Consider the following 22,724-nt stretch of genomic DNA (forward strand, 5'->3'; position numbering starts at 1 on the left):
GCCTTTTTGGTAGCGGGGACTACCGGAAAGGCGCACGGGTGGTGGCCAATTCGACGACCAGCCCGGTCTCGATCCGATTCTGCGGCTCGAAGTCGAAGTCGCCGAACCTTCGGAACCACCGAGGACTGGCCTCGACCCTTCGATAGGTCTCGCTACCTTCGACGGGCAACCACATGCGTGGACTTCCGACTTCCTCGTACGTCGTCGTGACCACGAGAATCCCGAGCACCACACCGGTGGTCACGACTCCAGACGCCGGCATCCCGCCGTGAACCCAACCGTCGAAATCGTCGTCCTGCGATCGCGGTGTCAATGTCCACGAGCATGGTTCACCGACCACCGGAACCGGCCCGCAGCACTCGACTTCGACCGCGTCGACATGAACGCTGACGATCCGGACCGAAGAGTCGACCGGCGTCGGCTCAGTGAAGCTGTGCGCCCTCATCCCCTCGCGGGAAGAGCAAGCTCGACGACAACGGCCGTCTCCATCCAGCCACGACAACCGGCAACCAGCGACGACATGCCGCGAAAAGACCGTGGGACCTTCTCGACTCGAACGTGATCGGTGCTCCCAGGTACCAATACCCAGTGCCTGGGTTCTTGTTCGACAAACTCGCCGCGCTCGAGTCGGATCGAGAGAACGATCCCGGCCGTAGGTTCCACGTCGTCGGGATAGATTCCTCCATGAACCGTCCCGTCGAACCACAGCGACTCACGTATGGGGTGCAAAGCCCACGCAGATTTTTCGCCGACCACCGGCAACGGTGCACAGCACTCGAATTCCCACGTTTCGATGCGGACTGTGACCACGTTGTAGTCATTCATCTGAAATACTCCGCGCAGTAGACGGACCGGGACACGACGATCCCGGGCGCGGAGTTACCTGTCAGACCACCATAGCGTCAGAGCTTGTAGACGCGCTCCGCTGTCGCCGTGGACGCTGCTGCCAGCGCCTGCGGATCCTCGCTGCGGATCTCTGCGAGTGCGCGCACCGTGTACGGCAGGCAGTACGACTCGTTGGGCGCACCGCGGAACGGGTGCGGCGTCAAGAACGGCGCATCCGTCTCGACGATCAGCTGATCCGAGGGCACCAACAGCGCGGCCTCACGCAGCGCCTTCGCATTCTTGAAACTCACGGTTCCCGAGAAACTCAACACGTAGCCCGCGTCGATGCACGCACGGGCCATCTCCGAATCCGAGGAGAAGCAGTGGAACACCACAGTCTCCGGCGCGCCTTCCTCGTGCAGCACCCGCAGCAGGTCCTGATCAGCTTCGCGATTGTGAATCATCAGCGTCTTACCGAGACGCTTCGCGAGGTCGATGTGCCACCGGAAACCGTTGACCTGCTCCTCGATGGTGGCGCACCCTTCGAGCTTGCCTGGCCAGTAGAGATCCAGCCCGGTCTCCCCCACCGCGACGACCCGCGGATCGGACGCCAACCGTTCTACCTCAGCTCTGGTATCGACATCGAGGACGTTCGCCCTGGTCGGATGGATTGCGACGGCTGCGTAGACCCTCGAATCCCAGTTCGCAGCGTCGACGGCAAAGCGTGCGGCATCTAGGTCGTCGGCCACCGTGACGACCCGTCCGACGCCGACGGCCTCGGCTCGATCGACAATTTCGGCCACGGTCGCAGCGTCGTGCGCACCACAGGCGTCGAGGTGCGTATGTGCGTCGATCAGAGGCGACAAGGGCTCAGGGGCATCGGGGGCGGGACGGTCTTTGCTCACGCCCGATAGAGTAAGCCCACCATGACTGTGCCTGCCTCACCCTCCCAGACCCCGCGCCCGGACTCCGCTGCCCCGGAAGGCGCGGAACGATCGCCGTTCTACATCACGACAGCGATCGCGTATCCCAACGGCGCTCCGCACATCGGCCACGCGTACGAGTACATCTCCTCGGACGCGCTCGCCCGCTTCAAGCGGTTGGACGGTCATGAAGTGTTCTTCATGACCGGCACCGACGAGCACGGTCTGAAGATGCAGCAGACAGCAATCAAAGAGGGCATCGACGTCCGCGAACTCGCGGCTCGGAACTCCGACGTGTTCCAGAACCTCGACAAGGTCCTGAACATCTCGTACGACCGGTTCATCCGTACCACCGACGCCGACCATCAGGTCGCCAGCAAGGCGATCTGGGAAAAGATGGCCGCATCGGGCGACATCTACCTCGACACCTACTCGGGGTGGTATTCGGTTCGTGACGAGGCCTTCTACACCGAAGCCGAGACCACGCTTCTGGACGACGGCACCCGTCAGTCGACGGAGACCGGCACCCCGGTGGAGTGGACCGAGGAGTCCAACTACACCTTCCGTCTCTCGGCCTACGAGGACCGTTTGCTTGCTCTGTACGAAGAGCATCCCGAGTTCATTGCCCCCGCGACTCGTCGCAACGAGATCGTCAGCTTCGTCAAGGGCGGCCTCAAGGACCTGTCGATCTCGCGCACCACGTTCGACTGGGGCGTCGAGGTTCCCGGAGACCCCGACCACGTCATGTACGTCTGGGTCGACGCCCTCACCAACTACCTGACCGGCGTGGGTTACCCGAACGTCGACTCGGCGGAGTTCGAGAAGTTCTGGCCCGCGAGCCTGCACATCATCGGCAAGGACATCACGCGTTTCCATACCGTGTACTGGCCGGCGTTCCTCATGTCTGCCGGCATCGAACTGCCGGAGCGGGTCTTCGTCCACGGGTTCTTGTACAACAAGGGCGAGAAGATGTCGAAGTCGGTCGGCAACGTCGTCGACCCCATCGCGATGGTCGATCAGTACGGCCTCGACGCGGTCCGTTTCTTCCTGCTCCGCGAGATCTCGTACGGCCAGGACGGCAGCTACAGCCACGAAGCAATCGTGACGCGTATGAATGCAGACCTGTCCAATGAACTGGGCAACCTCGCGCAGCGTTCACTGACGATGGTCGCGAAGAACTGCGATGCCCAGGTACCGACCCCCGGCGAGTTCACCGAGGACGATCTGGCGATGCTGGCGTCGGCGGATGCCCTGCTTGCCAAGTGCCGCAGCGAGTTCGACGTGCAGGCGCTGCATCTCGCACTGGAAGCCATCTGGGGCGTTCTCGGCGAGACCAACCGGTACTTCTCCAAGCAGGAACCGTGGGTTCTGCGCAAGACGGATCCGGCACGCATGGCGACGGTTCTGTACGTGACGCTCGAAGTGGTCCGTATCGTCGGGCTTCTCGTTCAGCCGGTGATGCCCGACGCGGCGTCACGCATCCTCGATCTGCTTGGCCAGAGCGAAGAGAACCGGCAGTTCGCCGACATTGCGGTTCGCATCGACGCGAACCGGAAACTGCCTGCTCCGGCGCCAGTTTTCCCCCGCTTCGTCGAGGAATGAGCTAAGCGAGAGTGCCGCACGTGGGGTCCGAGATATCCGGTTACAGGCGGATGTGTCGGACCCCACGTGCACACTCCAGCCATGACGACGAATAGAACATACATTCGAACCAGCGCTTCGGCGCAGACACTGCCATGGAACGGAGCGCGGGTGTCCACTCAGGAGGTCAGCCCTCAATCCGTTTCCGCGGTGCGAGATCTCGTTTCCGAACTGTCCGCGGCGTACGACCGCGGATGGCAGCCGGCGGATCTGATTCATCTGGCGCGTCGAAGCAAAGAAGCGTCCGACGCCGATCTCGCCGCCACCACCATCCTGTTCGACGCGAAGGCGTCGCGCGCCTCCGATCGCGCTCCGCTCGAATGGGTGGGGCAGTTGCAGACAATCGGCGAGCAGTATCCGAAGTCTCGGCACATCGCTTCTCGAATCACCGTGGACGACGACGTTTTTCGCTCCCTCGCGGCCGGCCTTCTGTTCCAGGATCCCTACTTCCTCGTTTCGCAGATCGTCGACGTCGCGCGATCGTGGATGCGCCTACCTCAGTGGACGGTGTTGCTCGCGCCACCATCCACCTGGCCGTCGCAACGCACCGATACCAGCTATGCCGGCGTCGGCGATACCGAGGTCGACGCCAAGGTACTCAAGCGAATTCGTGGACTACTCGCCAAAGCGGAAGCAACCAACTTCGCGGAAGAAGCCGAGATTTTCACCGCGAAGGCCCAGGAGTTGATGACCCGGTACGCGATCGACTCCGCACTGCTCCACAGTCGCGCCGGGGTCACCGACACATCCGTCAATGCCCGACGCATTCACATCGAGAACCCGTACGTGAAGGAAAAGGTTCACCTCCTGACCGAGATCGGCGAATCGAATCGAGTCAGGACTGTCTGGTTCAGCGACATTGCACTCGCGACCGTCGTCGGCACTCCGGTCGACCTTCAGCAAGTCGACATGCTGTTCACTTCCCTGCTCGTACAGGCAACCCGTGCAATGCAATTCGCCGACTCGAGCAATCGTGGCGGCTCACGCACCACCTCGTTCCGCAAGGGATTCCTGGCCGGGTTCGCCAGCCGCATCGGACACCGCCTGCGTGACGCCGGCACCAAAGCCACCGCCGAAGCGGCCGACGCGGCATCGATGGACGTCGCGGATCTTCTGCCGATCCTCGCCACCACATCCGAGGCCGTCGACGCCGAATTCGATCGATTGTTCCCGACAACCCGCAAGACTCGCGGACGGTCCGTGGACGCCGAAGGCTGGCACGCCGGCCAGGCTGCAGCCGACGACGCCAACCTGCGTCCCGGCGCACCCGCCGTGAACCGCTCCCGCTAGTCCTTTCGAGCGGCCAGGACCGTCTCGTACAACTCACGCTTGGAGACTCCGGCCGTTGCGACCAGAGCACACGCGTCCTTCAATCGTGCTCCCCCCTCGACCAGCCTTTCCACCTCGTCGACCAGATCGGCAGGATCAGATGCCACCAGCACTGCGCCTTCGAGCACCACCGTGATCTCACCGCGAACGCCCTCGGCGGCCCAAGCAGCTAACTCCCCGAGAGTGCCGCGCTTCACTTCCTCGTAGGTCTTGGTCAATTCCCGGCACACAGCCGCGCGGCGATTCGGCCCGAGCACTTCCACCGCATCTGCGAGGCAGTCGGCAAGGCGATGAGGCGCTTCGAAGAACACACACGCTCGCTGCTCGGTTGCCAAGGCAGAGAGCCACGTCTTGCGCTGCCCCTGCTTACGCGGCGGGAACCCGTCGAAGCAGAACCGCTCGACGGGCAATCCGGAGAGTGCCAGCGCCGTCGTCACCGCCGACGGACCGGGCAAGCACGTGACGGCGAGGTTCTCGGCTACGCAGGCGGCGACAAGGCGATATCCGGGATCGCTGACCGACGGCATGCCCGCGTCCGTGACCAGCAGGACGGTCTTGCCTTCGGCGACGTCGGCGACCAGCGCGGGCAGCCGGGAAATCTCGACCTGATCGTAGAAACTGACGATCTTCCCGGTGATGGTTACCTCGAGCGCGGACGCCAGAGACTTGGTGCGTCGTGTGTCCTCCGCAGCAACGACGTCGGCGGTTGCGAGAGCAGACCGAAGACGCGGAGACGCGTCACCGACATCTCCCATGGGTGTTGCGGCGAGTACCAAGCGACCAGTCATACCTGACAGCCTACGATTGCCAGGTGACTGTGCAGACGGACGAGCGGCCAACGCCCGCCACGAGCGATCGGGTAATGCGTAGTCCCGGCCCGCTGGTACCGGATCCTGATTTCGGCCCGACTGACAGATTGCGCGGCTGGATCGTCACCGCTTTCGTCACCGCTATCGCGGCGATCACACGCTTCACGATGCTCGCCTACCCGACCGACGCCGGCACACCTGTCTTCGACGAGAAGCACTACGTTCCGCAGGGCTGGCAAGTTCTGACCGGTGGCGGCATCGAGGACAATCCCGGTTACGGATTGGTGGTACACCCGCCGATCGGTAAGCAGATGATCGCGATCGGCGAAGCACTCTTCGGTTACAACGGTTGGGGGTGGCGATTCTCGTCGGCACTGGTCGGGACACTGATGGTCTTGCTGATCATCCGGATCGTGCGCCGCATGACGCGCTCCACGCTGATCGGCGCGATTGCCGGAATCCTGCTCATCGTGGACGGCGTCACCTTCGTCTCCTCACGCCTGGGGATGCTCGACATCTTCCTGGCTTTCTTCGTCCTCGCTGCTCTCGGATGCCTGGTGGTCGATCGCGACCAAGTCCGCGAACGGATGGCGAAGGTATACGAAGAGGGCCGAATCGGCGACTGTGCCTGGGGTCCGCGGCTGGGTTTCCGGTGGTGGAGGTTCGGCGCCGGCATCCTGCTCGGCCTGGCCTGCGGAACCAAGTGGTCCGGCATGTACTTCATTCTGTTCTTCGGATTGCTCAGTGTTGCCTTCGACCTGTCAGCACGCCGCGCCTACCGCGTGCAGCGCCCATGGGTCGGCACTGCAGTTCGCGACATCGGGCCTGCTCTGTATGCGTTGGTGATCATTCCGCTCGGTGTGTACCTCGCGAGCTACTGGGCCTGGTTCACCAGCGAGACCGGCGTCGACCGTCACGCCGTCGGTAACGAGATCGGTGAGGGGGGCACATGGAGCTTCATTCCCTCCGCGCTGCGCTCACTCTGGTACTACAGCGGAAACGTTCTCCAGTTCCACGCCGGTCTGACCAACTCCGCCGGAAACCACCACCCGTGGGAGTCGAAACCGTGGACGTGGCCGATGGGGCTACGACCGATGCTCTACTACTACGCCGACGGCGAGCAGGTCACCGGTTGCGGGGCCGCCAGCTGCGTCAAGGCCGTGATGCTGATCGGCACACCGGCGATGTGGTGGCTGGCCCTACCGATGTTGGCGTGGGCGATCTGGCAGACGTTCGTGCGCAGGGACTGGCGATACGCCGTGGTCCTGACGGGCTACGGTGCCGCTTACCTCCCGTGGTTCGCGACGCTCGACCGCCAGATGTACTACTTCTACGCAGTTGCACTCGCCCCGTTCATGGTCATGGGATTTGCGCTGGTCCTCGGCGATGTACTGGGCAAGGCGAGCGCGTCCGTCGAGCGTCGTACCACCGGACTTCTGGCAGTCAGTCTGTACATCGGTCTGGTCGTGGCCAACTTCGTCTACCTCTGGCCGATACTCACCGCCATGCCGATCACGCCGGAATCGTGGCAGAACCATCTGTGGCTGCCCAGCTGGAAATAACCGGACGACAAAGGGGCACCGAACCGCAGTTCGGTGCCCCTTCACAGTTCAAGTCCTACTCCGCTCAAGTCCTACTCCACAGACTTACCCACACGGCGTCCTCGGCGCGGGCGTAGGAGAGCACGTTTCTGCTCCTTCGCCGCAATGATGATCGGGTCGTGCGAAAGATCCTTGTACAGCGAGAAGCACAGTCCGATCATGACCAGCACGAACGGCGCCGCAGCGATGATCGTCATGGTCTGCAAGCCGTCGAGCGCTTCGGAACCACCGGTCCACAGCAGAAGCGCCGCGACGCCACCGGTCAACATGCCCCAGAACACCACGACCCAGCGACTCGGTTCGAGCGTTCCGCGCTGCGAGAGCGTCCCCATCACCATCGACGCAGCGTCGGCGCCGGAGACGAAGAACACTGCGACGAGCAGCATGACCAGGACAGTCGTCACTCCGGCCAACGGCAGATTGTCGAGCATGCCGAACAGTTGAGCCTCTTCCGAGCCTCGGCCGGACAAGCCGATTCCGTCGCGTTCCTCGCCGATGCCTGCGCCGCCGAAGATCGCGAACCAGAGCAAGCTGACAGTCGTGGGAACGGCGATGACGCCGACGATGAACTGGCGGATCGTGCGGCCGCGGCTGATGCGGGCCAGGAACATGCCGACGAACGGCGTCCACGACACCCACCATGCCCAGTAGAAGATCGTCCACGACGAAAGCCACGCGCCGGTTTCAGGATTCGACGATGCACCCGTGCGGGCCGACATCTGGGCGAGGTCGGAAACGTATGCACCAATGGTCGTCGGGAGCAGATTGAGAATCAGCACGGTCGGCCCGAGAACGAACACGAACAGGGCCAAGATCAGCGCGAGCACCATGTTGATGTTGGAGAGCCACTGAATTCCCTTGGCCACACCGGAAACTGCCGAAGCGACGAACGCCAGGGTCAGCACCGCAACGATGGCCACGAGCAGGAATACGCCGGCTTCTTCCATCCAGCCGACTACCTCGAAACCGGAGCCGATCTGAAGTGCGCCGAGCCCCAAAGATGCTGCGGTGCCGAAAAGCGTCGCAAAGATTGCCAGGATGTCGATGACCTTGCCGATCGGCCCTTCGGCTTTGCGACCGAGCAACGGGATGAAGGCCGAACTGAACAGTTGCTTGCGTCCTCGGCGATACGACCCGTACGCAATGGCAAGGCCCACAACGGCATACATCGCCCAAGGATGAAGACCCCAGTGAAACATGGTGGTAGCCATGGCAGTTCCGACGCCACCGTCGGTGCCGGGAGGCGGAGTCACGTAGTGCGCAAGCGGTTCCGCGACACCGAAGAACATCAGGCCGATGCCCATGCCGGCGCTGAACATCATGGCGATCCAGCTGACGGTTCGGAACTCGGGCTTCTCACCGTCTTTGCCCAGCGGAATGTCGCCGAATCGACTGACAGCGAGGTAGATGGAAAACAGCACGAAAGCCGAAGCTGCGAGTACGAAGAGCCAGCCGATGTTCGTCACCAACCAGCCGAGAACACTTCCGGTTACCGAGTTCAGGTTGTCGGGAGCTACGAGACCCCACACGACAATAGCCAGCACCGCTGCGGCCGCCACGGAAAACACCACGTAGTCGGTCCGAACGCCTACCCGAGTAAAGCCCGTCTCCGGGCGCTCTTCGTTGGCCCCGGAATCTTGTTCGGATCGATCAGATTTCGTCACCATAGATGACTACGTTCGTCACTTTGTGGGCCAAAAGCAAGCTGGAAGGCGGGCTCAACAGCCGTTGAACCCGCCTTCTCACCCCGATCAAGCTGGGGTTTTAACCCAACCGTTGCCCTTGCCGATCAATCCGTCGATGCTGATGCGTCCTGCGCCGATAACAGCGATCAAGAGCGAACCGACACCGAGTGCGACGACGAGTTCATAGCCGCCGTTGTCTATGAAGACGCCCTTGTCGGCGTGCACGATGAAGAACGCGCCGACCATGTCGAGGAACAGCAGTGCGCCGACGAGCGGGGTCAGCAGACCCGCGATGAGCAGGATGCCGCCACCGAGTTCGATGGATGCTGCCAGAACTGCAGAAATCTTGGGGAGCGGGGCGCCCATCCCTTCGAATGCGGCCTGCGTTCCGGCGATCTTGTAGGTGAAGAACTTCTGCCAACCGTGGGCGATGAAGATGATCCCGAGGCCGACACGGGCGATGAGGAGTCCGAGGTCACGAGCAATCGACGAATTCATGAGCCAAGACTGACAGCTTTAAGTTGAAGCGTCAACTTAATCAATGTGTCACGCACCTCTCAATGCCGACTCCACCATGGCGACGATCTCAGTGTCGGAGTACCCGAGCGAGCGGACCTTATGCGCAAACGCGGTCGCCGCCTGCTCCGCCTGCGCCTGCACCGGATCGGTCCCCGAAGCGATGAACGTCCCTTGCTTTCCCCTCGTCTCGATCACGCCCTGATCGCTGAGCGCGCGATAAGCCTTCGCGACGGTGTTGGCCGCCAATCCCAGCTCCGAGGCCAATGCACGCACCGTCGGGATCTTGGTTCCCGCAATCAATCCGCCGCCGTGAACCTGCTCGATAATCTGTTGCCGCAGTTGGTCGTACGGAGCTGTGGAGGAATCGTGTTCGATCGCGATCTTCATCGTCACCCTCGTCGTATCTTCTCGGTCACAGCATCTTCTCTCTCACAAACCCTCGATCGCTTCGCGGATCGTATGCGGGCCGGAGGTCAGAACCAATATCTTGCCGACACTGGACGGCGCGTCGATGAGCGCTTCGATCACTGCGGCGACATCTGCACGAGGCACAGAGCCTCGATCGACGGGTGGCTCTGCAAGAAGGACTTCACCGGTGGGGTCGTCGTCTGTCAGAAGGCCTGGCCGAAGAATCGTCCAATCCAGCGAAGTCCTTGTCTTCAGGTCTTCCTCTGCTGCAGTCTTCGCCCGCAGGTAGGCGGCAAAAACCTCGTCGGTGTTCTCCGGTATTTCGTCACCAGCACCCATGGCGCTGATCTGTATGAACCGACGCACTCCCGCTTTCTCGGCGGCATCGGCCAACAGCACCGCCGCAGCTCGGTCTACGGAGTCCTTCCGCTCGATCGAGCTACCAGGTCCGGCGCCCGCGGCGAAGACCGCGACGTCGGCACCGTCGAGTACCTTCGCAACTTCCTCGACCGTGGAGGATTCCAGATCGATCACCACGGGGAACGCGCCGAGTGTGCGGACCGCACCCTCGTGCGCGGAGTTGCGGATCAGCGCTACCGGCCGATCACCATGTCCTGCCAGCAGGTACGTCAGGTGCTGCGCGATCTTGCCGTGCCCACCGGCAATGACCACGCGCCGTTCGTCCACACTTCGATGTTCCGTCATCGTTTTCTCCTCACAAGTCGGTACTTCAAGTGCAGCGCGCCGGAGGTGTCCGTTGTTCCCCTGTTTGTCCCACGAGTTCGGACACAGAGGCAGAATGACGGACATGGCATCTGCAACCATCTTCCACAATCAACGGTGCAACACGTCGCGGACTGTTCTCGGACTTATCCGCGACGCCGGCATCGAACCGACCATTGTGAAGTACCTCGATACTCCGCCTACCCGATCCGAGCTGGAAAAACTCCTCGCCGACGCCGGCCTCGAGCCCAGCCAAGCCGTTCGCAAGCGCGAAACGCAGTACAAGGAACTCGGGCTCGCCGACGCATCCGAATCCGAGATCCTCGACGCGATGATCGAGCACCCAATTCTGATCGAACGCCCGTTCGTGGTCACCGACAAAGGCACCGTCCTCGCGCGGCCTGCAGCCAAGGTGGAAGAAATTCTCTGACAGCGTCGACGGCTTACAGCGGATCGCGGGCGATCGGGCAGGACATGCACCGAGGACCACCTCGGCCGGACCCCAGTTCCGAACCCGCGATTCGCAAAACCTCGATACCCGAGGCCTCCAGCCTGGCGTTCGTTTCGACGTTGCGCTCGTAAGCGACGACGACGCCAGGCTCGACGGCGAGGGTGTTGTTTCCGTCGTCCCACTGCTCACGCTCGGCAGTCACCGTGTCGAGTCCGGTGTCGATCACACGCAGTTTTCCGATTCCCATGGCGTCGGCCGCCGCTTCGAGGAACGGCGTCGCACCGCGAATACTCACCCCGTCGTCTTCCTTGCGCAGAGTGAACGCCGCCAGGGTGTCCTGAATGGCCGGATACATGACGACCGCGTCGGCCTCGACCATGGTGCAGACCGTGTCGAGATGCATCGACGCTCGGCGTTGCTCGATCGGAACAACCAACACCGTGTGGGCGAGGCCGTCGTCGAACACGCTACGCGCCAATGCTTCTGCTCCGGCGGGTGACGTACGTTCACCGACACCGATTGCGATCACCCCCGGCGCGAGAAGCAGCACGTCACCTCCCTCGACAGGAGCCGTGTGCGACTCGTACGCGCGGCGCACGCCTTTGAATCGAGGGTGATGCGCGTAGACGAGATCCGTTATCGAGGATTCGCGAGCTCGCGCTGACAACGCCAAGGACGTGATGATGACCCGTGGCCCGACCCAGAACGACGAATCACGGGTGAAGAGCAAGTTGGGCAACGGGTCGATCACGAAGTCACCGCCGTGATGCATCCTGCGCACCAACGAGGTCGAGTCGGCATCGATCGGCAATTCGTCGAACGTCATTCCTGCAGTAAGGATCGACGAAAGCTCCTTCGGCTCCACCTTTCGCAGGTAGGCGGCCAGGTGTTGCCCGAGCGCGTGGCCGATCTTGCGTGCGTCGACGGCGGCCGCGATTCCCTGGATCCTCGCTGCGCCACTGACCTCGAGCGCCTCGGTGAGGAGATCGGACAAAAGCAGTACCTCGACGCCGCGCTCACGAAGGACGGTCGCAAACTGATCGTGTTCTTCCTGCGCGCGGTCCACCCACGGCAACGCGTCGAACAGCAGCTCGTCGTTGTTGCGCGGAGTCAATCGTTTCAACTCGTCGCCAGGACGATGAAGAATGACCGATCGCAATCGGCCCACCTCGGAATCGACACCGAGGGGGACGGAGCCAGAAGCGTTCATGAGTGAACACTAATCCCGTAGGCCCCACCCAGCAGGGACAAGCAGCTGTCGTACCGGTCCGCGTAACGTCTGATCCGACGCAGGCGAGAGGACCAGGCAATGAGTAGTACGGATCAGGCGGCGCTGAACGGCGCCGGAATCGAGAGGTTCACCGGGCGCTGGGGCGGCGCTGGAGCCGGACATTTCCCCACCATCGACGACTTCGAGTACTCCGAGGAGATCGAGTTCGCGCCCACCCCGAAACCGTTTCTCACCTACTCGTCGCGCACTCGTGGGCTCCCCGACGGACGACCGCTTCACATGGAATCGGGATACCTGCGCCCAACACCGGGTGGTGAGCTCGAATTGCTGGTCAGCCAGCCCACCGGATTCGTCGAGATCCATCGCGGCACCCTCGACTCCGAAGGCACTCTCGCCTTGACCCGTCTCACGCTCGCAGCATCACCCGACGCAAAACCGGTTCACGACGTTCGGCGAGTCATGCGCGTTCAGGGCGACACGCTGACATACGACCTGTGGATGGCGCACGGCGACACCCCGCTGACGCATCATCTCCACGCCACCCTCCACCGCGCGACGGACCGGTAGTCGCCATGGAGATGCCGTCGTGGAAGGCAAAAGAACTCACGCCCGGCCAGCTCTCCGAGCGCAGCGGTGTCGCCGTCTCGGCCCTGCATTTCTACGAACGAGAAGGCCTCATCGTCAGTCGCCGGACCAGCGGAAACCAGCGCCGATACCAACGAGACACGCTTCGACGCGTCGCCTTCATCAGAATCTCGCAACGCGTCGGCATTCCGCTGTCGGAAATCAGAGAGGCCCTCGGCACACTTCCTGAAGGCCGTACCCCGAACCGCGCAGATTGGGAAAGATTGTCGACCGGGTGGCGGCGCCACCTCGATCTACGCATCGAGCAACTGGAACGTCTACGGGACAACCTCACCGGTTGCATCGGTTGCGGGTGCCTCTCGTTGGAGGGGTGCGCCCTCGCCAACCCGCACGATCAACTCGCATCCGCCGGCCCGGGTGCGCGCGTTCTGGAAGTAGATTTCGGTGCAGGCTCAGGCGAGAAATGACTCGACGGCGTCCCGATCGCGCCCCAGCAAGTCCTCGACGGTCTTCTTCAGCAACTTCTCGATCTGGCCGCCGATGATCGGCATCTTCACCTCAGCCGTTCCGTCGACGACCAACCGCGTGCAGGACTCGGCGGCGGTGAGATCGAGCGTCGTCTCGATTCGGATCGGCAGTCCCCGCGCGATTCCGGTGACCGACCCTGCTGCACGCCCGTCCGACAGAGGTCCCCACCGATCGACCCGTTTCAGACCGAGCCGACTCGGCGCAACCTTGGCGACCAGGCTCGGGAGGGAGGCGGAGTCGATTTCCTCGGACACGGATACTTCGATCGATCCGTCTCGAACTTCGATGTCCGAGGTGGCATAAAGGTCTCCGAGTCTGCCTTTCCAATAATTCGGGTCGGTCAAAGTTCGATGCACGTCGTCGATCGGATATTTGAATTCGATATCGAAGTGAAAACTCTTCGGCATGACTTTGGTCCCTATTCGACTAGATAAAAGTCCCGGCGGAGTTAACGCTCATCGCTTGAGCAATTTACTGAACTGGTCGTTCGCTTTTTGCATCACGAACTCGTAAGGCAGGGCGAATTTGCGCGCCCACCAGTATCCGACTCGGATGTCATTGGACGTATATACGAGGTACGTATTCTTCTCGATTCCCCGCAGAATGCACGACGCCACCTTCTCCGGGGAGACAGCACGCGCCTCGAACCGGTGCGTGAGTTTTTCGACCCGCGGGTCGTTCCTGTCGATACCCGCTATTTCCACGGTTCCCACCAATGGCGTCTTCACCCCACCCGGCACAACCAGACTGACCCCGATTCCGTGCCGCTTCAGATCGAATCGCAGCACCTCGGACACCCCGCGAAGGCCGAACTTGCTCGCACTGTAGGCGGCGTGCCACGGCAGGGCCAAAAGTCCGGCAGCCGAAGACACGTTGACCAGGTGTCCACCCTTGCCGGCACGAATCATGGGTGGAACAAACGTCTCCATGACATGGATCGGCCCCATCAGGTTGACGTCCACCATGGACTTCCAATGCCGATGTTCGAGGTTCTCGATAGTTCCCCACGCTGAAATGCCGGCGATATTCATGACGACATCCATCGAAGAAAATTGAGTGTGAATCTCGGTACCGAATTTCACGACCTCGTCGTAGTCCGAGATATCGAGTGCCTTCGCCATCCTGACCGTGCCGCCGCCGGCGCCGACCATCGCGACCGTCTCTTCCAATCCGACGCTGTTGATATCGGTGAGAAACAATTCGGCGCCGACCTCTGATGCACGCAGCGCAGTTGCACGTCCAATTCCACTACCGGCGCCGGTGATCAGGCATTTCTTGCCGTCGAGCGACCTTACAGACATGGATGAACACTCCCCCGCACTCGTACTGTGGACATGCGGGAAAGTCTACGCACGCACGATGCGGCCGCCCTGAAACACGCAAGACGACCTGGGGGGCACGGCGGCACTCCGCGCAAACACCGCACAGAGACGACCGCAGCGAGCACTAGAGACGCTGCATCATCTGCTCTTGATAGCCCTTGACCGTACGGTCGAGTTCTTCCGCCGCTACATCGTCCCCACGCTTGCGTGCGTCGTGGGCTCGATCCTGAATTTCACGGATTGCGCGGCGCAATTCATCATCGCTCATCGTGTGTTTCATGTCACAATTCTGCACCCACTCGGAGGGTTTAGCTAGCACAGATCGCAATCCGGCAAACCGTTCAAGGTTCAACCCGGAGGTGATCCGCATGACATCGCAACCAGCCACCCTGATCGCGACCCCAAACCTTCAAACATCGCTTGAACTGCAGTTTTTCAATCGAAATAGTTGTGAAAAACCAGGCTAACGCATAGCTAATATCGCCAAAACGGGTAAAAGGTTTGATATTGGGCAGATTGGCCAAGTACTGGAAGGTTCGAATAGCGCAGTCGTAGCTGCACATTTCCGTGTGGCGGAAACTCAATGTGCGCTGAGACATAGCTGAGCACTCATTGGGCGGACGAATCGAATCTCGGACACATTTGACAACTAGTCCACTAAACAGACTACGGTGAGCTACCGATCGGTTATCCGCGTGATACCGTAGGATTCACTGAACGGACAATTGCTAGCTAGAGAGGATTACGGGGCGGTTCACAATGGCTGACTTTGCAGAACGATTGAACAAACTGTTCGACAGTGTTCATCCTCCGGGGCGCAAACCCCATACCAACGCCGAGGTTGCGGCAGCGCTCATCGAAGACGGCCATCAGATCTCCAAGCCGTACATCTCGCAGCTCCGCTCGGGACAGCGCACCAACCCCTCAGACGAGACAGTCGCAGCCTTCGCCCGGTTCTTCAAGGTGAAGCCCGACTACTTCTTCAACGACATCTACGCAGCCAAGATCGATCACGATCTCGAACTGCTCTCACAGCTCCAAGGCTACGGGCTTCGCCGCCTCTCGAGCCGTGCATTCGACCTCTCGGAAGAATCGCAGAATCTACTCACCACGATGGCTGAAAAGCTCCGCGCGAGTGAAGGTTTGCCAGAGGTTCCGCCTGACGCGTCACGCTGATGTGACCGTGCTGAAGCACTGACTCGATCTCGAGCACTGCAATGACATGGAGTAGGTCGACTACGAACGTCGACCTACTTTTGTCGTTTCATCGAGTTCTTTCGCCAACAACAACACCCAGCGGCGCGCCGACATCTTCTCAGGAGGCGCAATCCACCTGGTGTCCAACACATCCGAGGCCAAGGGATCGGCGATCCACCCCGCCAAAATCCCCGCGTGTGCAGTGACGGCCCGCGGCGGTTCCTGACCACCGACGTCGAACATCCCGGCGCCGGACTGGATGTACATCGCATCCATGATCTGCGCGATCATGTCCGATGCCCGCAGCACAGACGTACTCCCGGCGCTGTCCGCGTCGACTACCTCGGGGAATCGCTTGACGAGAAGCGCGTGCATCCGCCGCAGCCGGTACAGATCTCGTCGCGCACGTAACCAGGTCTCGAGAAGCACCCACGTGATGCCCAGCGCAATCAGAACACTCGAGGCAGCGATGAACCACACCCCCGGGCCCGTCCAGATATCCGATTCGAGTGCGCCGGTGCCACCGATCGATTCGACAAGCATCACGACGACCACGACGAGCAGGATCGACGAACCGGTCACGATCAACGCGATTCCGCGCCCCAACGGCGCCCACGCAACGTGCCGTAGCCCCGTCGAAATGACAAGGGACAGAGCGACGATGATAAAGATCAGAGCCGGCGCCGGGTAGCCGAAGAGAACCGCGATCGCCACCAGGAGCCCCACCGAGTACAGCACGGTGGCGAGGCCGCGCATAGCCGGACGTGACATCACCGGCCACGCAGACACGGCGCCGACTGCACTGGCCGCAGACAACGCTGTCCACAAGACGATGACGATCATCGCGGCGGCATGCTGCTCAGGCGCAATGCGATCGACGATGTCCCATACCGCCGGCACCATGACCGTCGACGACAATGCGACCGAGAAGCCTGCAAAGACCATCGACATTCGCAACGGCGTCGCGGTGCGCGCGACAACTCGACCCAGTCTCGCGCCGGCTGCAACCCAGACGAGAAGGGCCACAGCCCAAAAGATCATCCGATCGCCTCGTCGTACCGCAACACCGACAGCGGTGTCCCACGGCCACTCATCGTTCGCAGACGCATGATCAACATCGACGCGAACGTCTCGGCTTCCCACTCCGCGATGTCGTCCATCGGCACGGGTTCGTTGCGCCGCAGAGAACGTTGACTCAACATGTAGGCGATCAAATCGTCACTGACCTCGAGCGTCGCCTCGGCGATCTCGGCACCCTCGTGGCGAAACACTATGTGCCCCAACTCATGTGCCAGAGTCCGCTCGACATTGGGTAGTCCGGGAGCCAAAACGATGACGTCGTGGTCGTCGTAGGCCCGGCGCTGACCGCACACTCCGGTGGCGAGAGGGGTTTCCAGATCGATCTCGATCGGGCGCCCACGCTCGCGGGCGACTGTCTGCACCACCGTCAGCAGTGACACTGCCTCCGACGACGCTGCTGCGTCGCATACGGCATCCACCGCGGCCAGAACGCGGCGATGTGAACGTCTGTCCGGCACGACTCACGCACCTCCCTGTGATCCGGGTGCCAGGAATTCGGCACGCGCGGCAGCCAATCGTGCCTTCTGCAGCGATGCTCCGCGGAAAGTCAGTGCTCCCGCACCGGCCGCTACCACTGCCATTCCGCCTACACCGCCGGCGACGGCGGCGGCGTTGAGAATCGGCGGAAGCCCTTGAGTGAACGCCGTCGGAAATGCCTGCGGGTTGTCAGTCGGAGCCGCGACGTTCGGAACGTTCGACGGTACCTGCGGAGCTACGGGTGCGGGTGCGGCCAGAACCTCGGGTGCGGAAGGGGCTGCGACTGCGCCCGGCGCAGCGTTTGCCGGTCCACCGGCAGAGGGTGCAGGCGCTCCGCCGCCCGCTGACGGTCCCTGCGGATCAGACGGTCCAGCCGGCGGAGCCGCTACCGCGGACGACTGCTCGGAACTCGGCTGCGATTCGGAAGGAGACTGTGTCTCGGAGGGTGCTTGGCTCGAAGGACTCTCGGTCTGTGAAGTTGCGTTGGTCGCAGAAGTTGCGTTGGTCGCGGGGGAAGCGCTGCTGCTCGGACGTTGCGACGCCGAAGGGTTGGTCGTGGGCTCAGTCGTGGTCGTGGGCTCAGTCGTCGTGGTCGGCTCAGTCGTGGTCGTCGGCTCAGTCGTGGTCGTCGGCTCAGTCGTCGTCGGCTCAGTCGTCGTCGGCTCAGTCGTCGTGGTCGGCTCAGTCGTCGTGGTCGGTGTCGGAATTACGGTCGTGCCGCAGTTGTGACGGTGACAATGCCAGCCATAGTTGCCGTTGTTGCCGCCACCGTTGCCGTTGTGACCGCCACCGTTGCCGTTGTTATTGCCGCCGTTGTTGCCGTAATTGCCGTTTCCATTGCCGTTGTTGCCACCACCGCTGTTGCCGCCAGGTTGGGCGGCGACGATGGCGGGGAAGACCGATACGGCAAGGACGCCGATACCCATCAGGCACATCACAGCAACAAGCATCATCGCTAGCCGTCGTGGCTGGCTCATCGACATTCCTCCCCGACACATACGTCCGACCTGCGGAAAACTGCGGCAGACTCACCGTGCCTATCGCACCGGACACACCCTCGTTACATTTCCGGCAAACATGTATCCGCCCAAGGATCATCCCTCACTTGGAAGCTCAACGGTCCGGATCAGCGGTCGCAATCGTATGAAACGGCGCACACTCAGATCGAATCTTCGCAATTCGGGCAGGCCCCTGAAAATGCAGGAAAGGGTCGTTCAACTTTCGTTGAAAGACCCTTTTCGCTGGTACTTCTTGGTGGAGCTGAGGGGAATCGAACCCCTGACCTCTTCGATGCGAACGAAGCGCGCTACCAACTGCGCCACAGCCCCGTGCCACCGCCTCAGCGGTGCTCGGCAACTCTAACAGGAACGAATACTCCCGTTGGAATCACCCGACACGAACTTTCGGCCCGACAAGATCGGCCCAGAAGATCACTGACCGGACGCGCGCCGCATCTCGGTGTGCCTGATCTCTTCTTCGTAGTGATCCAGGTGATCGAACACCGGATCTTCGTCGTCGACCTCGAGGACAACCGCTCCTGGCCGGCGCAGTCGTGCCGGAATCAGGCGAAGCTCTTCGTCGGTGTGCGATTCGACTCCGAGTCGCGATCGGTTGAGGCGTTCGGTACGACGGCGGCGAATCTCTTGCTCGATCCGAACCTGCCGACGCAAGTACGCCATGTACCCGCCGAGGCCGCACACGGTCAGCGCAAACAACCACCACACCATCGGCGAGATGATCAATGCGAGAGCGCCCGAGAGAATCGCGACGAACGCAAGGCCCAGCAACGTCCGCTGTCGGAATGCATACCGCGCTTCCCGGGCGATGGCATCCGCTTCGGGGTCGAATCCGCCTCGGCCGCGCCGAACGGGAACAAATTCTCCGACCGGTGCACGACCGCCGGCGTAGTCGTCGTCTGCGTGAGTGTCCATCTGGTCCTCCGCGTCGTAGCTGCTGCGCACTGGTTCTGGTTGCCAGTTCGGATCGCTTCGATGTCCTGCTGCCGGCCCGCGCTGAACAGGGTTGCTGTCGCCGCGGTGAAGTACTCGAGTTGCGAGTGCCGCGTCACTCGTCTGCCGGATCCTGGGGCGCTTGTTGACAAGCATCGGCACCAGGACGAACAGCCACACGGCCACCAGCCCGATCCACACGAATGAGCTAGGCATGCCGCGGCCTCCTCCCGATCACCTACCAGCACCTATGCCAGCCGTTGACGAGTCAAGGTTAACGGCCGACGCCCTCGCATCGTTGCCGACGCGCCGAACCCCACCATACTCATGTGTCACACGCGTACCGAACTGAACTTCCGGTTCAGTCCCAAAAGTCTCAAGTTCTGGTTGAATCAAAAACCACATTTTCCCGACCGAAAGTAGGACTACTCAGCGGTAACTGCTGTTTAGCTCGCGTTTCTCACGCTTCTGGCGCCGTCTTCGTCACACCCACGAAGCGCGTCCGGACCGCACCAATCTGTCGACGACGGTGGTGGGTACTTCCTCGATGGTCATTCCGACCAGAAGATGATCACGCCATTGGCCGTCGACATCGAGGTAGCGCTTGAGAAGACCTTCCTCCCGGAACCCAACGTTTCGTAGGACTGCGCGACTCGACGCGTTCTCCGGCCGAACAGTGGCCTCCACTCGATGCAGACCGACCTTCGAGAATGCGTGATCGAGTGTGAGCGCAACGGCAGCTGTGGCTACGCCCCCACCGGTCACGTGCGAGGCGACCCAATAGCCCACCCAGGCGGACCGCAGAGCGCCGCGCACCACATTTCCGATGGTGACCTGCCCGCAGTACTTCCCGTCGAGTTCGATCACCAGGGGAAGGATCCTGCCCTTGCGCGCTTCGGAGCGAAGGTTCCCGCACAGGGACGGCCAGACGGTGATGTGGTGGCGAGCATCCCAGGGCGATTCTCCGGTGGGCTCCCACGGCTCGAGGTGCTCGCGATCGCGAATGCGGAGACGACTCCACACAGCAGCGTCACGGAGCTTCACGGGGCGGACGGTCACCACTCCCGCGGGCACTCGCAGCGGGCCGAGATCTTCCGGCCATCCTGGATGGACTGACATCACACCCCACTCGGGTCGGCGTTACCCACGTTGGGCGAGAAAAGCTACGTCGACTTCTTCACCGATGTGCACTTCGGTGACGTCTCGATCGACCAGAACCAAGCAATTGGCTTCCGCCAAGGTCGCGAGGAGATGTGAGGACGCACCGGGCGCACCCCCGAGGGCCTGCACCAGGTACTCCCCTGTCGCTTCGTCACGCATCAGCTGACCACGCAGAAAACCCTTGCGATCGGCAATCGACGTGATCGTTCCCACTGTCCGCGCTTTCACTACTCGCCGCATCGGCTGGCGGCGTCCGAGCGCGATTCTGATCAGCGGGCGAACCATGACTTCGAATACCACCAGTGCGCTGACCGGGTTGGACGGTAGGAGAAAGGTCGGAACCTCGTCCCTTCCCAGCTTTCCGAAGCCTTGCACCGATCCCGGATGCATGGCAACGCGCTCCACCTCGAGTGTCCCCAGGTCGGCAAGCGCCTCACGAACCTCGTCGGACGCTCCGCCGCCCACGGCACCGGCGATGACAACGATTTCCGAGCGAATCAGCTGTCCCTCGACTACTTCGCGAAGACGACGAGAGTCGTTGCCTGCGATTCCCACACGGTTGACGTCGGCGCCGGCATCGCGCGCTGCGGCGGCGAGGGCATACGAATTGACGTCGTAAACCTGGCCTGGCCCCGGCGTGCGATCCACGTCGACGAGTTCTCCACCGACGCTGATAACCGAGAGGCGCGGACGGGGATGGACGAGTACTTTGTCGCGGCCGACCGCAGCGAGCAACCCGACCTGTGCGGCTCCGATGATGGTGCCTGCCCGAACGGCCACGTCGCCCGGCTGGACGTCGTCGCCTGCACGGCGAACGTAATCGCCCGAACGCACCGGCTCGAAGATCCGAACGCGAGCGCGACCACCGTCGGTGTTTTCGAGCGGGAGCACGGCGTCGGCCAGCGTGGGCAGCGGCGCGCCCGTGTCGACTCGAACGGCCTGACGCGGTTGCAAGCGGATCGGTTGGCGTGAGCCCGCCGTCACCTCGCCGACCACCGGCAAGCTGAGGTCCGTAGGCTCGCCGTCCTCGCCGCGGAGGTCGGCTCCAGCTCCGGCGACATCGACACTGCGAACCGCGTAACCGTCGATGGCAGCTTGATCGAATCCCGGCAATGGGCGTTCGGTCACCACTTCCTCGGCACACAGCAGTCCCTGCGCCTCCGAGATGGCGACCCGAACCGGACGGGGTGCCACTGCAGCAGCGGTAACCCGTGTCTGCTGCTCCTCAACCGACCGCATCTGGTCCGCGTCCTCCTGTGTCTGGAAATTCGGTGATATCCGTCAGCTCATGATGCCTTGCCGCCGAAAAGGGACAAGCACATTGATACTGCGTTATCGGGCGATCAACCACCGTGGCGACACGCTCAGCGGTCGAGCCGATCCGCGAGCCACTTACGCAAGGACGGGCCGTAATCGTCACTGTCGAGTGCCAGGTCCACCGAAGCGCGGAGGTACCCGCCGGGGTTGCCCAGGTCATGACGCGTTCCGCGGTGCACCACCACGTGAACCGGATGGCCCTCGGAAATCAGGAGAGCGATGGCGTCGGTGAGTTGCAACTCACCGCCGGCTCCCGGCTCGATGCGACGAAGTGCGTCGAAGATCGCACGATCGAGCAGATAGCGACCTGCAGCGGCAAAGGTCGACGGCGCGTCTTCCACAGCCGGCTTCTCGACCATGCCGACGACCTTGAGGACGTCGGGATTGACCGCGTCGGGAACGATCTCGACGTCGAAGACGCCGTAAGCGCTGACTGCGTCTTTCGGGACGTCGATTGCACAGAGAACGGACCCGCCGCGCTTGGCCCGAACTCGCGCCATGATCTCCAGGACGCCACGCGGTAGTACGAGATCATCGGGCAGAAGGACCGCGATGGCGTCTTCGTCGTCGTCGAGAACCGACTCGACGCAACCGACTGCATGCCCGAGGCCGAGAGGCTGCTCCTGAATCACGGAGTCGACTTCGAGCAAACCCGGCGCTTTGCGCACCTTCGCCAGGGCAGCGAGTTTTCCGCTTGCTTCCAGCTTGCTTTCGAGCACGAGATCCTCGACGAAGTGGGCAACCACGCCGTCTTTGCCCGGGGACGTCACGATGACGAGCCGCTCGGCTCCCGAGTCCGCAGCTTCACCTGCCACCAGTTCGATACCCGGTGTGTCCACGACCGGCAGCAATTCTTTCGGAACCGTCTTGGTGGCAGGCAGGAAACGCGTACCAAGTCCGGCTGCGGGAACCACGGCCGTACGGAAGGCCCTCGTGCTGCTAGCGACAACGTCTGTCATGCCA

At 62.2% G+C, this 22,724-nt stretch carries 27 protein-coding genes and 1 tRNA gene; 9 read left to right on the forward strand and 19 right to left on the reverse strand.

All coding sequences use genetic code 11. The features are described from left to right. Positions 1–19: 19 nt before the first annotated feature. The 3 genes from ATN38_RS04210 to ATN38_RS04220 all read right to left on the reverse strand — a co-directional run bounded on the left by ATN38_RS04210 (position 20) and on the right by ATN38_RS04220 (position 1,730). The gene (locus ATN38_RS04210; protein ID WP_218747620.1) at positions 20–445 is read right to left on the reverse strand and encodes a DUF6578 domain-containing protein; all 426 of its coding nucleotides are present in this window, start codon (positions 443–445) and stop codon (positions 20–22) included. Further along, complete coding sequence (locus ATN38_RS04215; RefSeq protein ID WP_218747621.1) at positions 442–825, reverse strand: DUF6578 domain-containing protein; 384 nt, start codon at positions 823–825, stop codon at positions 442–444. Before ATN38_RS04215 ends, ATN38_RS04210 begins: the two co-directional genes overlap by 4 nt. Before the next feature lie 77 nt (positions 826–902). Further along, on the reverse strand, positions 903–1,730 hold the full coding sequence (locus ATN38_RS04220) for a TatD family hydrolase (protein ID WP_218747622.1): 828 nt from the start codon (positions 1,728–1,730) through the stop codon (positions 903–905). 21 nt (positions 1,731–1,751) lie between these two features. On the opposite strand from ATN38_RS04220, the gene metG reads away from it, so the two are divergent. Then, entirely contained in the window at positions 1,752–3,350 is a 1,599-nt protein-coding gene (gene metG / locus ATN38_RS04225) for a methionine--tRNA ligase (RefSeq protein ID WP_003946248.1), read from the forward strand. An 81-nt stretch (positions 3,351–3,431) separates the two neighbouring features. Beyond that, entirely contained in the window at positions 3,432–4,679 is a 1,248-nt protein-coding gene (locus ATN38_RS04230; RefSeq protein ID WP_202425863.1) for a DUF2786 domain-containing protein, read from the forward strand. Here the strand turns inward: ATN38_RS04230 and rsmI are convergent. Next, entirely contained in the window at positions 4,676–5,506 is an 831-nt protein-coding gene (rsmI, locus tag ATN38_RS04235; RefSeq protein WP_003946264.1) for a 16S rRNA (cytidine(1402)-2'-O)-methyltransferase, read from the reverse strand. The genes ATN38_RS04230 and rsmI overlap by 4 nt on opposite strands. Before the next feature lie 74 nt (positions 5,507–5,580). Here rsmI and ATN38_RS04240 point away from each other — a divergent pair, with 74 nt between their 5' ends. Then, complete coding sequence (locus tag ATN38_RS04240) at positions 5,581–7,089, forward strand: dolichyl-phosphate-mannose--protein mannosyltransferase (RefSeq protein ID WP_070160304.1); 1,509 nt, start codon at positions 5,581–5,583, stop codon at positions 7,087–7,089. Positions 7,090–7,160: 71 nt separating this feature from the next. Here ATN38_RS04240 and ATN38_RS04245 read toward each other — a convergent pair whose 3' ends face one another. The 4 genes from ATN38_RS04245 to ATN38_RS04260 all read right to left on the reverse strand — a co-directional run bounded on the left by ATN38_RS04245 (position 7,161) and on the right by ATN38_RS04260 (position 10,445). Then, positions 7,161–8,795: a BCCT family transporter gene (locus ATN38_RS04245; RefSeq protein ID WP_003946258.1), complete on the reverse strand. Its 1,635-nt coding sequence runs from the start codon at positions 8,793–8,795 to the stop codon at positions 7,161–7,163. Between the two features lie 84 nt (positions 8,796–8,879). Beyond that, positions 8,880–9,311, reverse strand: coding sequence for a DoxX family protein (locus ATN38_RS04250; RefSeq protein ID WP_003946228.1), 432 nt, complete (start codon positions 9,309–9,311; stop codon positions 8,880–8,882). Positions 9,312–9,359: 48 nt separating this feature from the next. Continuing rightward, the gene (locus ATN38_RS04255; RefSeq protein ID WP_003946225.1) at positions 9,360–9,719 is read right to left on the reverse strand and encodes a GntR family transcriptional regulator; all 360 of its coding nucleotides are present in this window, start codon (positions 9,717–9,719) and stop codon (positions 9,360–9,362) included. A 42-nt stretch (positions 9,720–9,761) separates the two neighbouring features. Next, positions 9,762–10,445 (reverse strand): SDR family oxidoreductase, encoded by a 684-nt coding sequence (locus tag ATN38_RS04260; protein ID WP_003946268.1) that lies wholly within the window; start codon positions 10,443–10,445, stop codon positions 9,762–9,764. 94 nt (positions 10,446–10,539) lie between these two features. On the opposite strand from ATN38_RS04260, the gene arsC reads away from it, so the two are divergent. Further along, a complete protein-coding gene (arsC, locus tag ATN38_RS04265; RefSeq protein ID WP_003946209.1) occupies positions 10,540–10,893 on the forward strand; it encodes an arsenate reductase (glutaredoxin) in 354 nt (117 codons plus the stop codon). A 13-nt stretch (positions 10,894–10,906) separates the two neighbouring features. On the opposite strand, the gene arcA is transcribed toward arsC, so the two are convergent. Further along, positions 10,907–12,124, reverse strand: coding sequence for an arginine deiminase (arcA, locus tag ATN38_RS04270; protein ID WP_003946210.1), 1,218 nt, complete (start codon positions 12,122–12,124; stop codon positions 10,907–10,909). 99 nt (positions 12,125–12,223) lie between these two features. Between arcA and ATN38_RS04275 the strand changes: the two genes are divergently transcribed. Both ATN38_RS04275 and soxR read left to right on the forward strand, forming a co-directional pair. Next, positions 12,224–12,712: an FABP family protein gene (locus ATN38_RS04275; RefSeq protein ID WP_193595066.1), complete on the forward strand. Its 489-nt coding sequence runs from the start codon at positions 12,224–12,226 to the stop codon at positions 12,710–12,712. Positions 12,713–12,717: 5 nt separating this feature from the next. Beyond that, positions 12,718–13,197, forward strand: coding sequence for a redox-sensitive transcriptional activator SoxR (gene soxR, locus ATN38_RS04280; protein ID WP_003946250.1), 480 nt, complete (start codon positions 12,718–12,720; stop codon positions 13,195–13,197). On the opposite strand, the gene ATN38_RS04285 is transcribed toward soxR, so the two are convergent. From ATN38_RS04285 to ATN38_RS04295, 3 genes are all read right to left on the reverse strand, one after another. Beyond that, a complete protein-coding gene (locus tag ATN38_RS04285) occupies positions 13,183–13,665 on the reverse strand; it encodes a DUF2505 domain-containing protein (protein WP_030536322.1) in 483 nt (160 codons plus the stop codon). The genes soxR and ATN38_RS04285 overlap by 15 nt on opposite strands. Positions 13,666–13,713: 48 nt before the next feature. Then, the gene (locus ATN38_RS04290) at positions 13,714–14,559 is read right to left on the reverse strand and encodes an SDR family oxidoreductase (protein ID WP_070160307.1); all 846 of its coding nucleotides are present in this window, start codon (positions 14,557–14,559) and stop codon (positions 13,714–13,716) included. 145 nt (positions 14,560–14,704) lie between these two features. Then, positions 14,705–14,860, reverse strand: coding sequence for a hypothetical protein (locus ATN38_RS04295; RefSeq protein ID WP_003946253.1), 156 nt, complete (start codon positions 14,858–14,860; stop codon positions 14,705–14,707). Positions 14,861–15,339: 479 nt separating this feature from the next. Between ATN38_RS04295 and ATN38_RS04300 the strand changes: the two genes are divergently transcribed. Then, on the forward strand, positions 15,340–15,756 hold the full coding sequence (locus ATN38_RS04300; RefSeq protein WP_003946231.1) for a helix-turn-helix domain-containing protein: 417 nt from the start codon (positions 15,340–15,342) through the stop codon (positions 15,754–15,756). 60 nt (positions 15,757–15,816) lie between these two features. Here ATN38_RS04300 and ATN38_RS04305 read toward each other — a convergent pair whose 3' ends face one another. Together ATN38_RS04305 and ATN38_RS04310 are read right to left on the reverse strand one after the other, a co-directional pair. Then, entirely contained in the window at positions 15,817–16,818 is a 1,002-nt protein-coding gene (locus tag ATN38_RS04305; protein ID WP_064074035.1) for a hypothetical protein, read from the reverse strand. Then, on the reverse strand, positions 16,815–17,315 hold the full coding sequence (locus ATN38_RS04310; RefSeq protein WP_003946241.1) for an ImmA/IrrE family metallo-endopeptidase: 501 nt from the start codon (positions 17,313–17,315) through the stop codon (positions 16,815–16,817). The genes ATN38_RS04305 and ATN38_RS04310 overlap by 4 nt, the downstream gene beginning before the upstream one ends. Before the next feature lie 178 nt (positions 17,316–17,493). On the opposite strand from ATN38_RS04310, the gene ATN38_RS04315 reads away from it, so the two are divergent. Further along, a complete protein-coding gene (locus ATN38_RS04315; RefSeq protein ID WP_218747623.1) occupies positions 17,494–18,063 on the forward strand; it encodes a hypothetical protein in 570 nt (189 codons plus the stop codon). Positions 18,064–18,065: 2 nt separating this feature from the next. Beyond that, positions 18,066–18,293, forward strand: coding sequence for a hypothetical protein (locus ATN38_RS04320; protein ID WP_168422008.1), 228 nt, complete (start codon positions 18,066–18,068; stop codon positions 18,291–18,293). A gap of 293 nt (positions 18,294–18,586) precedes the next feature. Here ATN38_RS04320 and ATN38_RS04325 read toward each other — a convergent pair. The 5 genes from ATN38_RS04325 to ATN38_RS04345 form a co-directional block, all read right to left on the reverse strand. After that, positions 18,587–18,662 (reverse strand) — tRNA-Ala (locus ATN38_RS04325). A 102-nt stretch (positions 18,663–18,764) separates the two neighbouring features. Further along, positions 18,765–19,499 (reverse strand): gephyrin-like molybdotransferase receptor GlpR, encoded by a 735-nt coding sequence (gene glpR / locus ATN38_RS04330; RefSeq protein WP_003946339.1) that lies wholly within the window; start codon positions 19,497–19,499, stop codon positions 18,765–18,767. Positions 19,500–19,766: 267 nt separating this feature from the next. After that, positions 19,767–20,402, reverse strand: a complete 636-nt coding sequence (locus tag ATN38_RS04335; RefSeq protein ID WP_007727523.1) for a GNAT family N-acetyltransferase — start codon at positions 20,400–20,402, stop codon at positions 19,767–19,769. Positions 20,403–20,423: 21 nt separating this feature from the next. Next, positions 20,424–21,683, reverse strand: a complete 1,260-nt coding sequence (gene glp / locus ATN38_RS04340) for a gephyrin-like molybdotransferase Glp (protein WP_003946353.1) — start codon at positions 21,681–21,683, stop codon at positions 20,424–20,426. Positions 21,684–21,808: 125 nt separating this feature from the next. Continuing rightward, on the reverse strand, positions 21,809–22,720 hold the full coding sequence (locus tag ATN38_RS04345; protein WP_003946415.1) for a UTP--glucose-1-phosphate uridylyltransferase: 912 nt from the start codon (positions 22,718–22,720) through the stop codon (positions 21,809–21,811). Positions 22,721–22,724: the final 4 nt, after the last annotated feature.

Origin of the sequence: Rhodococcus sp. FH8 (assembly GCF_019266085.1) — a bacterium.
GTDB lineage: Bacteria > Actinomycetota > Actinomycetes > Mycobacteriales > Mycobacteriaceae > Rhodococcus_F > Rhodococcus_F qingshengii.

Bases quoted from the DNA above. Each gene is read 5' to 3' on its own strand.
- ATN38_RS04210 (WP_218747620.1), bottom strand. From the start codon at position 445: ATGAGGGCGCACAGCTTCACTGAGCCGACGCCGGTCGACTCTTCGGTC.
- ATN38_RS04215 (WP_218747621.1), bottom strand. From the start codon at position 825: ATGAATGACTACAACGTGGTCACAGTCCGCATCGAAACGTGGGAATTC.
- metG (WP_003946248.1), top strand. From the start codon at position 1,752: ATGACTGTGCCTGCCTCACCCTCCCAGACCCCGCGCCCGGACTCCGCT.
- ATN38_RS04230 (WP_202425863.1), top strand. From the start codon at position 3,432: ATGACGACGAATAGAACATACATTCGAACCAGCGCTTCGGCGCAGACA.
- rsmI (WP_003946264.1), bottom strand. From the start codon at position 5,506: ATGACTGGTCGCTTGGTACTCGCCGCAACACCCATGGGAGATGTCGGT.
- ATN38_RS04240 (WP_070160304.1), top strand. From the start codon at position 5,581: ATGCGTAGTCCCGGCCCGCTGGTACCGGATCCTGATTTCGGCCCGACT.
- ATN38_RS04245 (WP_003946258.1), bottom strand. From the start codon at position 8,795: ATGGTGACGAAATCTGATCGATCCGAACAAGATTCCGGGGCCAACGAA.
- ATN38_RS04250 (WP_003946228.1), bottom strand. From the start codon at position 9,311: ATGAATTCGTCGATTGCTCGTGACCTCGGACTCCTCATCGCCCGTGTC.
- ATN38_RS04255 (WP_003946225.1), bottom strand. From the start codon at position 9,719: ATGAAGATCGCGATCGAACACGATTCCTCCACAGCTCCGTACGACCAA.
- ATN38_RS04260 (WP_003946268.1), bottom strand. From the start codon at position 10,445: ATGACGGAACATCGAAGTGTGGACGAACGGCGCGTGGTCATTGCCGGT.
- arsC (WP_003946209.1), top strand. From the start codon at position 10,540: ATGACGGACATGGCATCTGCAACCATCTTCCACAATCAACGGTGCAAC.
- arcA (WP_003946210.1), bottom strand. From the start codon at position 12,124: ATGAACGCTTCTGGCTCCGTCCCCCTCGGTGTCGATTCCGAGGTGGGC.
- ATN38_RS04275 (WP_193595066.1), top strand. From the start codon at position 12,224: ATGAGTAGTACGGATCAGGCGGCGCTGAACGGCGCCGGAATCGAGAGG.
- soxR (WP_003946250.1), top strand. From the start codon at position 12,718: ATGGAGATGCCGTCGTGGAAGGCAAAAGAACTCACGCCCGGCCAGCTC.
- ATN38_RS04285 (WP_030536322.1), bottom strand. From the start codon at position 13,665: ATGCCGAAGAGTTTTCACTTCGATATCGAATTCAAATATCCGATCGAC.
- ATN38_RS04290 (WP_070160307.1), bottom strand. From the start codon at position 14,559: ATGTCTGTAAGGTCGCTCGACGGCAAGAAATGCCTGATCACCGGCGCC.
- ATN38_RS04295 (WP_003946253.1), bottom strand. From the start codon at position 14,860: ATGAAACACACGATGAGCGATGATGAATTGCGCCGCGCAATCCGTGAA.
- ATN38_RS04300 (WP_003946231.1), top strand. From the start codon at position 15,340: ATGGCTGACTTTGCAGAACGATTGAACAAACTGTTCGACAGTGTTCAT.
- ATN38_RS04305 (WP_064074035.1), bottom strand. From the start codon at position 16,818: ATGATCTTTTGGGCTGTGGCCCTTCTCGTCTGGGTTGCAGCCGGCGCG.
- glpR (WP_003946339.1), bottom strand. From the start codon at position 19,499: ATGCCTAGCTCATTCGTGTGGATCGGGCTGGTGGCCGTGTGGCTGTTC.
- ATN38_RS04335 (WP_007727523.1), bottom strand. From the start codon at position 20,402: ATGTCAGTCCATCCAGGATGGCCGGAAGATCTCGGCCCGCTGCGAGTG.
- glp (WP_003946353.1), bottom strand. From the start codon at position 21,683: ATGCGGTCGGTTGAGGAGCAGCAGACACGGGTTACCGCTGCTGCAGTG.
- ATN38_RS04345 (WP_003946415.1), bottom strand. From the start codon at position 22,720: ATGACAGACGTTGTCGCTAGCAGCACGAGGGCCTTCCGTACGGCCGTG.